General features: G+C 69.6%; 12 protein-coding genes. 7 read left to right on the forward strand and 5 right to left on the reverse strand.

The genetic code is table 11. The annotated features are described in order from the left end of the window. Positions 1–63 precede the first annotated feature (63 nt). Complete coding sequence (locus JOE46_RS17110) at positions 64–1,539, forward strand: gamma-aminobutyraldehyde dehydrogenase (protein ID WP_097214420.1); 1,476 nt, start codon at positions 64–66, stop codon at positions 1,537–1,539. A 77-nt stretch (positions 1,540–1,616) separates the two neighbouring features. On the opposite strand, the gene serS is transcribed toward JOE46_RS17110, so the two are convergent. Further along, positions 1,617–2,873 (reverse strand): serine--tRNA ligase, encoded by a 1,257-nt coding sequence (serS, locus tag JOE46_RS17115; RefSeq protein WP_097214419.1) that lies wholly within the window; start codon positions 2,871–2,873, stop codon positions 1,617–1,619. 221 nt (positions 2,874–3,094) lie between these two features. Between serS and JOE46_RS17120 the strand changes: the two genes are divergently transcribed. The 6 genes from JOE46_RS17120 (at position 3,095) to JOE46_RS17145 (ending at position 8,602) form a co-directional block, all read left to right on the forward strand. Further along, positions 3,095–4,087, forward strand: coding sequence for a septum formation family protein (locus tag JOE46_RS17120; protein WP_245221969.1), 993 nt, complete (start codon positions 3,095–3,097; stop codon positions 4,085–4,087). A gap of 1 nt (position 4,088) precedes the next feature. After that, positions 4,089–4,439, forward strand: a complete 351-nt coding sequence (locus JOE46_RS17125; RefSeq protein WP_077043246.1) for a metallopeptidase family protein — start codon at positions 4,089–4,091, stop codon at positions 4,437–4,439. A 131-nt stretch (positions 4,440–4,570) separates the two neighbouring features. Continuing rightward, positions 4,571–4,879 carry a PE family protein gene (locus tag JOE46_RS17130; protein ID WP_097214415.1) on the forward strand — a complete coding sequence of 103 codons (309 nt, stop codon included), beginning with the start codon at positions 4,571–4,573 and terminating at the stop codon, positions 4,877–4,879. Between the two features lie 32 nt (positions 4,880–4,911). After that, a complete protein-coding gene (locus tag JOE46_RS17135; protein WP_209927931.1) occupies positions 4,912–6,147 on the forward strand; it encodes a PPE domain-containing protein in 1,236 nt (411 codons plus the stop codon). Next, positions 6,144–6,971, forward strand: a complete 828-nt coding sequence (locus JOE46_RS17140) for an ESX secretion-associated protein EspG (RefSeq protein WP_209927932.1) — start codon at positions 6,144–6,146, stop codon at positions 6,969–6,971. Before JOE46_RS17135 ends, JOE46_RS17140 begins: the two co-directional genes overlap by 4 nt. Before the next feature lie 239 nt (positions 6,972–7,210). Next, entirely contained in the window at positions 7,211–8,602 is a 1,392-nt protein-coding gene (locus JOE46_RS17145; protein WP_209927934.1) for an HNH endonuclease signature motif containing protein, read from the forward strand. Between the two features lie 149 nt (positions 8,603–8,751). On the opposite strand, the gene JOE46_RS17150 is transcribed toward JOE46_RS17145, so the two are convergent. From JOE46_RS17150 to pheA, 4 genes are all read right to left on the reverse strand, one after another. Further along, positions 8,752–9,924, reverse strand: coding sequence for a lipase family protein (locus tag JOE46_RS17150; RefSeq protein WP_209927935.1), 1,173 nt, complete (start codon positions 9,922–9,924; stop codon positions 8,752–8,754). Between the two features lie 78 nt (positions 9,925–10,002). Continuing rightward, positions 10,003–10,611, reverse strand: coding sequence for a TetR/AcrR family transcriptional regulator (locus JOE46_RS17155; RefSeq protein WP_097214398.1), 609 nt, complete (start codon positions 10,609–10,611; stop codon positions 10,003–10,005). A 4-nt stretch (positions 10,612–10,615) separates the two neighbouring features. Next, the gene (locus JOE46_RS17160; RefSeq protein ID WP_209927936.1) at positions 10,616–11,296 is read right to left on the reverse strand and encodes a histidine phosphatase family protein; all 681 of its coding nucleotides are present in this window, start codon (positions 11,294–11,296) and stop codon (positions 10,616–10,618) included. A 4-nt stretch (positions 11,297–11,300) separates the two neighbouring features. After that, positions 11,301–12,218, reverse strand: coding sequence for a prephenate dehydratase (gene pheA, locus JOE46_RS17165; RefSeq protein WP_097214362.1), 918 nt, complete (start codon positions 12,216–12,218; stop codon positions 11,301–11,303). Positions 12,219–12,250: the final 32 nt, after the last annotated feature.

Below are 12,250 nucleotides of genomic sequence, written 5' to 3' on the forward strand. Positions count from 1 at the left end.
CCGCAGATTCCGAGGATCGAGGTCACCGTCCGCCAGGACCCACCACGACGAAAGTTGATCAGGATGCATCAGTACATCGACGGCACTCGCCGCGACGGCACCTCCGGTCGCACCCAGCGCGTGATCGACCCCTCGACCGGCGAGGAGATCGCCACTGTCATGCTCGCCAGTGCAGAGGACGTCGACCTGGCCGTCGCAGCGGCACGTCGCGCGTTCGGGGCATGGTCCCGCACGACGCCCGCGGAACGGTCCGCTCTCCTGCTCCGGACGGCCGAGGTCCTTCGCGAGCGGCAGGACGAACTCGCAGAACTGGAGAGCCGGCAGTGCGGCAAACCGATTCGTCTCGCCCGTGAGTTCGACGTCCCCGGATCGATCGACAACGTCGAGTTCTTCGCCGGGGCGGCACGCATACTCGAGGGGAAGGCCACCGGCGAGTACTCCCCCACCCACACCTCGAGCATCCGACGCGAGCCGCTCGGTGTCGTCGGATCGATCGCGCCGTGGAACTACCCGCTGCAGATGGCGGTCTGGAAGATCTTCCCGGCGATCGCCGCGGGCAATACCGTTGTCCTCAAGCCTGCCGAGATCACGCCCCTGACCGCGCTGGTCCTCGCCGAGGCCCTCACCACTGCTGGCGTTCCCGACGGCGTGGTCAATATCGTCGTCGGCGATGGTCGGGAGGCGGGCGCGGCGCTGGCACGGCACACCGATGTCGACATGATCTCGTTCACCGGCTCGACGGCGGTGGGTCGGTCAGTCATGGAGGCCGCCACCTCGAACGCCAAGCGTGTCCATCTCGAACTGGGCGGCAAGGCTCCCTTCGTGGTCTTCGACGACGCCGATCTCGAGGCTGCCGTCCACGGCGCGGTGGCGGGCAGCCTGATCAACGGTGGACAGGACTGCACGGCGGCGACCCGAGCGATCGTGCACGAGTCGATCATCGACCGATTCGTCGCGGGTGTCGCCGAGTTGTACGAGTCGGTGACCCTCGGACCGACCTCGGATGAGGCGACGGACATGGGGCCGCTGAGCTCGTTCGCACATCGCGACAAGGTCGCCGCGATGGTCGAGCGTGCGCGCGGCTACGCGACGATCGTCACCGGTGGCCGCGCAGGCGAGGGGAGTTTGGCTGCGGGCGCCTACTACCACCCGACGCTCGTCGTCGGCGCGGGCACCGACAGCGAGATCTATCGCGACGAGGTGTTCGGCCCCGTGCTGACGGTGACACCGTTCCGCGATGACGACGAAGCCATCGCGCTGGCCAACGACACCCCCTACGGGCTGGCCGCGTCGGCCTGGACCAACGACCTGCACCGCGGCCTCCGTGCCACCCGGGAGATCGTGGCCGGCTGTGTCTGGGTCAACGACCACATCCCCATCATCAGCGAGATGCCGCACGGCGGGGTCAAGCAGTCCGGATTCGGGAAGGACATGTCCTCCTACTCGTTCGAGGAGTACACCTCGATCAAGCACGTCATGTTCGACCTCTCCCGCGAACCGCGGAAGGATTGGCACCGGACGATCTTCCGGATCGACTAGTCACCTGCACAACGACATCGGCGGGCCGGTACCTCTGTGAGGTGTCGGCCCGCCGATGTCGTTGCGACCTGGTGGGGTCAGGGACGCAGGACGTCCGTGCCCACGAAAGGCTGCAGCGCGACGGGCACGGTGACACTGCCGTCGGCCTGCTGGTGGTTCTCCAGGATCGCCACGATCCAGCGGGTGGTCGCGAGCGTGCCGTTGAGGGTCGCCGCGGTCTGCGGCTTGCCGTTCTCGTCCCGGTAGCGGGTGCCGAGCCTGCGGGCCTGGAAGGTCGTGCAGTTCGAGGTCGACGACAGCTCGCGGTAGGCCTTCTGGGTCGGAACCCATGCCTCGCAGTCGAACTTGCGCGCCGCGGACGAACCGAGGTCGCCACCCGCGACGTCGATCACCCGGTACGGCACCTCGATGGCAGCGAGCATCTCGCGCTCCCAGCCGAGCAGCCGCTGATGCTCGGCGTCGGCATCCTCCGGCTTGCAGTAGGTGAACATCTCCACCTTGTCGAACTGGTGCACGCGGATGATGCCGCGGGTGTCCTTGCCGTGGCTGCCCGCCTCACGACGGAAGCAGGACGACCAGCCCGCGTACCGCTTCGGCCCCTCGCTCAGGTCGATGATCTCGCTGGAGTGGTACCCGGCGAGCGGGACCTCGGAGGTTCCGACGAGGTACAGGTCGTCCTGCTCCAGGTGGTACACCTCCTCGGAGTGCTGGCCGAGGAACCCGGTGCCCTGCATGATCTCCGGCCGCACCAGCACCGGCGGGATCATCAGGGTGAAGCCGTTCGCGGTCGCCTTCTGCGCTGCCAGCTGGAGCAGACCGAGCTGCAGCATCGCGCCGTAGCCGGTCATGAAGTAAAAGCGCGCACCGGACACCTTGGCGCCGCGCTCCATGTCGATCAGGCCGAGCGACTCACTGAGCTCGAGGTGATCCTTCGGCTCGAAGTCGAAGGACGGGATCTCGCCGACGGTGTCGAGGGTGATGAAGTCGTCCTCGCCGCCCGCCGGTGCACCCTCCTGCACGATGTTCGAGATGGCACGGGCCGCGGCATCGAGCGCGGCGTCCGCCTCGTGCTGCGCGGCCTCGGCGTCCTTGACCTTCTGAGCCAGTTCCTTCGACCCGGCGAGCAGCGCGGGCCGCTCCTCCGCGGAGGCCTGGCCGACCTTCTTGCCGAGCGCCTTCTGCTCCGCCCGGAGGTTGTCGCCGGCCAGCACCGCGGCGCGGCGGGCCTCGTCGGCCGCCAGCAGCGCGTCGACCAGGGCCGGGTCCTCGCCCCTTGTGCGCTGTGACTCGCGGACGACGTCGGGATTCTCGCGCAGGAACTTGAGGTCAATCACGACCACAAACCTTACTTGGTACGTGGGCACGGCCCTCAACGCGTGCAGGGGAAGGTTCGGCATCGACGGGACCAACGGGCATGATGGACGAGATGTCGGACGAACACGCCAACGAACGCGACGCCTCCGGGCGGGGCGACGACGCGCGCCTCGACGCCGAGGCGACGCGCGACCCGGGCACCCCGTCGGCCGACAAGCCCGGACACCATCTGTCCGCGACCATGACCCGGCGGGCCCTCGTCGCGATCGCGCTCGGCGCGGTCATCGCCGCCATCGCGACCGCGGTCTTCTCCGGTGGCTTCAAGAGCGAGAACGACCTCAGCACGCACGCCAACACCGGCGGCCCGATGTCGACCGGCGCGGTGTCGGGCAGCGCGTTCGGCACCGCCCACGCGGGCGACTGCCTGACCTGGACCGAAGACGACGCCAGCGACCTGGAGAAGGTGGACTGCTCGTCGGAGCACCTGTTCGAGGTCGCTTCCGAGGTGGACCTGAGCAACTTCCCAGGTACCGAGTTCGGCCCCGGCTCGAAGTTCCCGGGTGTGCTCCGGTTCTCCCAGCTCCGCGACGAGCACTGCGCCCCCGCCGTGAACGAGTACCTCGGCGCCAAGTTCGATCCGAACGGCAAGTTCAGCGTCGGCCTGATCAACCCGGGGGTCGCCGGCTGGGCGGCCGGGGAACGCACGCTGCGCTGCGGTCTGCAGTACTCGGGCACGACGGGCAACCCGCAACCGATCTACGGGACGGTGGCCGGGCAGGACCAGTCGAAGACCTGGGACGCGGGCACCTGCATCGGCATCAACCAGAACGTCCCCACGGACCCGGTCCCCTGCACGGACCCGCACGCCTTCGAGGTGATCTCGCTGGTCGACCTCGGCGCCAAGTTCACCGGCGGCTTCCCGGACATCCCGGACCAGGACAAGTACCTGGAGGAGACGTGCACGCAGGCGTCGAACGAGTTCCTCGGCTCGCCGGACGCGCTGCGGAACAAGACCCTCACCCTGTTCTGGGACAACATCGACCTGACCAGCTGGCTGGCGGGCAGCCGTAAGGTCACCTGCTCGGTCGGCAAGGAGCTCGACACCGGTGGGTTCGCCTCGATCGTCAACTCGACCAAGGGCGACATCCTGATCAACGGTGCCCCGCCGATTCCGCCGCCGCCGGTTCCCGAGGGTCGTTCGCTGCCCGTTCCGCTGCCGGGCGCGGGCAATTGACGTGACCGTACAGATGACCGAGGCCCGCTTCGAGGAGCTGGTCTCCGAGGCGCTGGACCTCATCCCGGCCGAACTCGCCCGCGCGATCGACAACGTCGTGGTGCTGGTGGAGGACCGCGATCCGGAGGAGCCCGGACTGCTCGGGCTCTATCACGGCATCGCGCTGACCGAACGCGACAGCCACTACGGCGGTTCGCTGCCGGACACCATCACCATCTACCGCGAGGCCCTCCTCGACGTCTGCGATTCCGAGGAACAGGTGATCGAGGAGGTCGCGATCACGGTGATCCACGAGGTCGCACACTATTTCGGCATCGAGGAAGAGCGCCTGCACCAGCTCGGCTGGGGGTAGCGGGCGCGGTCGGCGAAATTGGTGGGAACCGGTCGGGCGCGCGCCGCGTCCAACCTCTTGACAGCCAATCTCGGTGTCTGCGGATCGCCCCGCAGGCCCCGCTCCGCCGAGCCCTCAAGGAGGCCGCGACCATGTCAGGCCATGTGTATGTCGCTCCCGAAGCCCTGATCTCCGCCGCGACGCAGCTCGATGCCCTCGCGGCGCGCCTGGAGGCCACGGTCCGGGTCAACGCGCCTGCGCTGCACCTGGCGCCCGCCGGCACCGAAGAGGTCTCGGTCATGGTCGCCAACTCGTTCAACTCGGTCGCCGACAGCTTCCTGCCGTCCGCCACCACCGGCGTCGCCGAACTGCGGGTCGCCGCCGAAACCCTCCGCAAGCACGCCGCCGAGTACGAGAACCAGGACCATTCCCTCGGCGCCTCGCTCGCCGCGGGCATGTGAGCGCCCGACACCGGATCTGAGGAGACACCGATATGACCATGGGATTCACCGGCGTCGTCTGGATGCCTCGTGGGGCCACCTGGAACTCGACCGCCCTCAACGCGGGAGTCGGGCCGGTGCAGCTGTCCGCGGCGGGCGTCGCCTGGACGAACATCGCGGCCGGTCTGATGGACGCGTCCGCGACCATGACCAAGGTGATGGAAGAGCTGCGGGTGGGCTGGGAGGGCCTCGCCTCCGATGCCGCCCTCGCCAAGCTCATCCCGTTCACCGCCTGGACCGAGGAGTCCACGGCGATGGCGACGACGACGGCGGCCAAGGCCGGCGCCGCGGCCAGCACCCACTCGGTGGCCCGGATCACCATGCCGAGCCTGCCCGAGATCGCGGCCGTCAAGACCGCGAAGGTGGTGGCGCACACCGTCGGGGGCTCGCTGGCCGGCGCAGGCGCCGCCGCTGAGGCCGCCGACCGGGCGATGGACCTGCGTGCGGCGCTGGTCATGGAGAGCTACGAGGCCGCGTCGACCGCGGTCTCGGTGCCGCAGAGCTTCACCCCGCCTCCCCCGCTGGCGACCGGGGCGCAGGCCACGGGCGCGGGCACGCAGGAGGCGGTGCCCACGAACAAGGATGACGTCGACTGGCGGACCAACCCCGCGGGCGCAGCGATGGCCGCGGTGATGGCGCAGGCGCAGAACCCGGCCGTGGTCAGCGCCGCCTCGCAGGCCGGCTCGATCGCAGGCGCCGGATTCAGCACCGTCACCTCGACCGCGACCTCGCTCGCTCCCGCCGCGGTGTCCGCGATCACCGGCGGTGGCTCCGGCCAGTCGTTCGGCGGCTTCGCCGCGAGCCCGACGGCGGGTGCCGGTGCGGGCGGCCGTTCGGGCTCGGGTTCGGGCGCCACCCGGACCATGGCCTCGGCCGGTGGCATTGGCCGCGGCGGCGCGGGCGGCTTCGGCGGCGGTGGCGCCGGGCGCGCCACGCTGCCCGAGGGTTGGGGCCGCGGCGCCGGTGGCGGACTCGGCGCCGGGGTCACGGGTGTACCGGGCGGCTCGGAGGGAGTCGCCTCCGGAACCGCACGTGCGGAGGCGGCCATGGCCGCCGGTCCGCGCGGGGGCCAGCTCGGCGCCCCGATGATGGGCGGCGCGGCAGGCGGTGGCCAGGACGACGAGGAACACCACACCCCCGCCTACCTGAAGAACTTCGAGCACTTCAGCGACGGCCGCGTCGTCATCCCCGCGGTGCTCGGCGCGGATCCCCAGGAGTACGAGCGGTGATCGACTCGGGCACCCTGTCCGCGCCGTCCCGGTTGGAGTCGGTCACGCTCGGCCTCGACGAACTGGACCTGCTGGTGAACGTCCTCGGCATCGACGAGCTGCCGGTGGTGTTGAACGCGACAGCGCGGTTCGACTCGGTGGCCGCGAGGGACGCCGCGTTCGACACCGCCCGGGTGACCCTCGCCGAGCGCGGGCTCCTCGAGGCGGGCGCGGTGCACCCGGACGTCGCCGAATGGCTGCAGGTGCTGGCCCGTCCGTACTGGGAGGTGGCGCTGCGGTGGTATTTGCCTTCGGATGGTCGCTCCGCAGGCTCCGCTCCTGCCGAGGAGATCTCCCGGCTCTGCCTCGCGCACGGACCGACCGGATCGGTGCTCGCCCTCCGCGGGCCCGACTCGTACGTACTGCAGCGCGCGGAGCATCCCGCCGGGGAGCTGATGCTCGACGCGATCGGACGGCAGGCGCCGGTCGACCTCGGAGTGGTCAACGCGCCGACCGAGCAGCTGGTCGCCGCATTGGCGGACTGCGCCGACGCCAGGTCCACCGCGCGACGGCTCGCCGCGCTCAGGGTCGCCGATCAGGATGTCGTGGCGGTCTCCGCCGCGCTGGCCTGCTGCTGGGAGCGCGCCGAGATCGTCGCGATCCGGCACGGCGACGGCAAGGTCGAGCCGATCGGCGGTCCCGTGACGGTGTTCGACACCGACAGGGGACGGATCGTCGGCACCTCGAGCGTCTCGGCAGACGGGGTGGCCTGGTCCACCCTGAGCGCGGGCAGCGATGCGCGCTTCCGTCAGGCCATCGACGTTCTGGTCGGCGCCGTCAGCTGACAGGCCCGGCGAATACCGGCCAACACGCCCCAGGACCCCGCATGTGCCCCGCCGATCCGGCGGGGCACATGCGTCAGGCCGCCTCGGCGTAGGGCCGAGCCTCGCGTGCCGAACGCAGGGCTGACCCCCACCATTCGAGCCAATCCCTCTCTGATAACTGCTGGAGCATCAGCCGGCAGCTTGATGAGGAACCCACACGAACTCTTGTGGTCGAACATATGTTCTAGTAAGCTTCGAACATGGATCTCGACGAGATGCTCACCGCGCCACAGGATGTGGCCGCGTGGCAGCTCGCGGACGCCGAACTCCTGAGGCTGATCCCCGAGCTCTCGCTGCGGATGCGACAGCTCGAGGCGCTGCGGGTGCGCCTGATGCATCAGGTCGATCAGCGGTGTGCGGCCGAACAGGTCGGGGCCTCCTCCCCCGGCAACTGGCTCGCCGGCGCGGCCACCATGACCCCCGGCCAGGCGAACAAGATCGTCAAACTCGGCCGCGAGCTGGCGAAGCACCCGGAGGTCGCCGCCGCGTTCGACGCCGGCGAAACCGATTACGACCAGATCCGGGTGATCATCGAACTCCTGAACAAGGTCCCCGACCCCGACGCCCCAGCCCGCAGCGACGACAACGTCGCAACCGAGACCGATGCGGACGGCGGCGGTGTCGATGACGGTGAGAATGTGTTCGACATCGTCGGAACCGACGCCACCCGACCCGAGGCCTGCGGCCGCTACCTCCTCTACGCAGCCCGCACCGAAGACTCCACCACCCTCGCCCGCCGAGCCAAGGCACTCGATCAGATCCTCAACGGCGACAAGAAGAACCCCGACTCCGAGAACGCCGAACTCAACGAATTCCACGCCTCACCCGGACTCGGCGGCCGCGTCCACCTCAAAGGACACCTCGACGCCGCCTCCGGCGAAGCCCTCCTCACCGCACTCTCCGCCCTGTCCAAGCCCCGCCCCGGGGCCGACAACCGCGACGGACAAACCAGCAAAGACCAACGCACCCCCGCCCAACGCCGCGCCGATGCCCTCACCCACATCGTCCGCAGCTATCTGGACTCCGGGCAGGCACCCAGCGAAGGCGGCGAACGACCCCACATCAACGTCTTCGTCGACGCCGACGACCTCGCCGCCACCACCGACCAACACCATCACCATGAACGCGGCCACCGGGGGCGTAGACGTGGACCGGCTTGGATGCCCTGGTTGGGGCCCATCTCACTCGACCTCGCCGCCCAGATCTCCTGCGACGCCGACATCACCCCCATCACCATGAACGCCGACGGCAACCCCATCGACGTCGGACGCACCACCCGCCTCATCCCCCGCAAACTCCGCCGCGCCCTCAATGCTCGGGACTGCGGCTGCGCCTTCCCCGGCTGCGGACGACCCGCCGCCTGGACCGAAGGCCACCACATTCAGCACTGGTCCAACGGCGGACCCACCAACCTGTCAAACCTGGTACTGCTCTGCCGCTTCCACCACACCACCATCCACCGCGGCGACTGGACCGTGCACATCAGCAAAACCGACGGCCATCCTTGGTTCACCCCACCACGATGGATCGACCCCAGGCGACAACCCATGCCGGCACACAACCGGCGCAACCAACTCCCCTTCGCCGCCTAAAAGACGAAACCGGCAGGGCACCGCCCGACACCACCCAGAAACGGGTTGACATGGCGCCGCGTCCTACCCCAACGACACGGGGCGCCACCGTGATTCGGTGGCGCCCCGCTCGGTTACGTTCTGAGCAATGTGTTGCGGCGATCGATTGCCTAGCAGGAGCTCCCCATGCACGGCTTCTCGCCGGCGAACAGCTTCGCGATGAACGGTGTGCTGTCCGGCACCGAGGCGGCCACCGTGCCGCCGTGATCGGTCGGGTAGGTGCGGAACGCGAACTCCACCCCGTTCGCGGTCAGATCGGCGACCAGCTTCAGCGTCAGCGGGATCGGGACGTCCATATCCTGCTGACCCTGTGCGATGAGCAGCGGGCGGTCATAGCCGCTGGTGGGGACTGTGAGGATCGAGCGGACCGCGTCGATGAACTCGGGCGTGTCCACCGACCGTGAGAGCAGCTGCCCGATCCCGACGTCGGCGTACTTGGTCCGCGCGTCGCCGTAGCAGATCGAGGTCTCCACATCGGCGAGAATGCTGCGACCGAGGGGGCTGAGGTACGAGTCGATGTCGACGTCCGGCCGCGCGGCCCGCAGCCCGTCGAGGACGTTGGCGATGTACACGGTGGTGCCCTTGAGCGGCAGCTTCGGGAACGCCGGGCCGCCCAGCGGCAGCAGCATCTCGATGTTCGAGGGCGCGCTCGTGGACACCGCGCCACGGTAGTCCAGCTCCGGGGCGTAGCGGGTGGCGATGTTCGCGGTGAACAGCGTCGCGTGACCACCCTGCGACTGCCCCGTGGCGACCCACTTCTTCGACAACTCGGGCGTGACCGCCCGGGCGGCGCGCACCATGTCGATCACGCTGTGCGCGGCCGAGCGCCCGTCCAGGTAGGGATGCACGCCGGGGGTGCCGAGCCCGAGATAATCGGTCGCCACCACCGCGTAGCCCTGCGCCAGCCAATGGCCGAGATGGGTCACCGCACGCTCAGACGGCGGATTGACGCTGGGCGCGCACTGGTCCGCGACCCCGGTGGTGCCGTGCGCGTAGGAGATCACCGGCCAACCGCCCTCGGGCGGCGTCCCCTCGGGCAGGTAGACGGCGCCGGTGCTGAGCATCGGCTTGTCCTGCGGCCCCTGGGACCAGTACGTCAGCAGCGATGCAGTCGCGGTGCCCGGCAGCCAGCGATCGTGCGGCAGCTCCTCGCTGCTCACGACGGAGCCCGGGGCCTCGCCTTCGCCGGCGACAGGCGCGGCCACGGCCGGCGCCACGGCCCATGTGGCGGCGACAAGAGTCACGCCCGCGGCCACCAGGGCGGTACGAAGTCGGTGGGTCATCACGCTCTCCTCACGGCAGTGTGCCCGGTCACATTCAGCGCCGGGCACACAGACCATAAAGTTAGACCTACCGATCGGTCAAGCAATCTTCCAGCCGCGGACCCGCGCCGCGAGATCGTCGACGAGGAACGCGAATGCCCGGTCCACCCGCGGACGGTCACCGGTGGCGAGCAGGTCCATCGACAGGCCCCTGATCTGGGCAAGGATCAGGGTGGCCACCTGCGACACCTGCTCGTCCGGGCAGCCGGCCCCGCGTAGGCCGTGCTCGAGGGCGACCAGCCACTGGCCGACGAGTTGCTCGAGGAATCGCTCGTGCCCAGCCGGGTCGAGCAGGGCCTGCACGTAGATCTCTAGCATCACCCGGAATCGCGGCAGCGTCTCGGGCGCCGTCCGCGCTTCCCACCAGGCAGTGAGCAAGGCAATCGGATCGGCACCCGACTCGGCCAGCAACTCCGCGGGGATCGACTCCCCCCGCATCCCCTCGATCACCTCGGCGAGCAGGTTCTCCTTGCTGCCGAAGTGGTGCAGCAGCGACGCATGCGACACCCCGACCGCCTTGGCCAGCGGGCGCATCGACAACTCCCCGACCCCGTTGGCGATCACGTACTCGGTCACCGACGCGAGCAGCTCGTCCCGCCGGCCTGCGTACCGCAGGGTGCGCTTGTCCACGCGATCGGACTCGGGCACCGCGTCAGCCCATCGGGTCGTCGGGCCCGGCACTGGCGAAGGGCTCGAAGGGCGGCACCAGCAACCCCCACCGCACGCATCGCCAGCCACCGTCCGCGGTCGGCACCAGCTCCACGGTCTGGGTGTTGTCCAGGTGCGTGTTCGCGGAGAAGGCGCCGTTGATGCCCGCGAGATGCGCCGCGACCAGCCGGATCGCGGCGCCGTGACTGACAACCAGCACGTCGCCGGAACCCGGCTCGGCGTCGTCCGCCGGCTCCTCGAGGAACTCCTCGCGCAACGAACGCAGCACCGGCACGTAGCGCTCGAGGATGTCGTGCCCGGACTCACCGCCCGGTACCCGCACGCCGAGGTCGCCGGCGTGCCAGGAGTGATAGACCTTCATGAACAGCTCGTGCGACTCGCGGTCCGAGCGGTCCTCCAACTCCCCCGCCTGCGCCTCGTGGATGCCCTCGCGCACCTGAGTCGCGATGCCCGATTCCCGCTCGACGAACTGAGCGGTCTGCCTCGCCCGCAATGCAAGCGAGGCCACCAGGGCGCGCGGCGCCGTGCCTGCCACCGAGAGCCCGAAAGCCTGGGCCTGGCTCTCCCCGAAATCGGTGAGCCGGGCCCCCGGCAGCCGGGTGTCCAGCCGCCGTTCGACATTCGCCTCGGTCTGGCCGTGGCGCACCAGGATCAGCTTGCCCATGCCGTCACCTCCCGTCCGATTCGCCGGACCGTATCCGGCGCAACCACTCTGTCGCCTCCTCGTCCGACGGCGGCCGCACCCCACCGGGGGTGGCGGCGGGCCACGAACCGAGGAAGCGGACGTCGTGCTTGCGATGCAGGGCCTTGAGCGCCTCGGCCACCGCGGTGTCCTCGAGGTGCCCGATGCAGTCCAGGAAGAACCTGTAGGTACCGAACTCGATGCGGGTCGGACGGGATTCGATCCTGGTGAGATCGATTCCCCGAGTGGAGAACTCCGCCATCGCACTCACGAGGGAGCCGGGTTCGTTGTTGAGCTGCAGGACCACCGCGGTGCGGTCCGCGCCGGTGGCCGCGGGGACCTGAGCCGGGCGCGTCACCAGGACGAAACGCGTTCGCGCGCCGTCGAAGTCGGCCACCGAATCGGCGAGAACGCTGAGCCCGAGTCGTTCGCCTGCCAGCGCCGTGGACACCGCGGCATCGGCGATCCCCGCCGCGACATCCTCCGCTGCGCCCGCGTTGGAGGACGCGGACTCGATGACGGCATCCGGGAGCTTGCGCTCGATCCACATGCGCACCTGCGCGCCCGCGACCGGATATGCGCGGATGGTGCGCACCTGGTCGAGGGTGGTCCCGGCGCGCCCGAGGATCGTAAAACTCACGTCCAGTTCGGTTTCCGCGACGATCTGCAGCCGCTCGTCGGACGCCAGCGCGTCGAGGGTCGGCGGCACCGGCCCCTCGACCGAGCTCTCGATCGGGACGACAGCACCGTCGACGCGGCCCTCCCGGACCAGCGCGAGCGCGGCAGGCGGGCTGAGTGCGGACACTCGCTCCACCGGACCGTCGAAGGCCCCACCCGATTCCATCTGGGCGAGGGCCATCTCGGTAAACGTTCCGGACGGTCCGAAGTAGGCGATACGAGGCACACGACAAGGTTACTCACCTGCCGCGATACGAG

This window comes from Rhodococcus sp. PvR099 (assembly GCF_017833315.1).
Lineage (GTDB): Bacteria > Actinomycetota > Actinomycetes > Mycobacteriales > Mycobacteriaceae > Rhodococcus_G > Rhodococcus_G oryzae.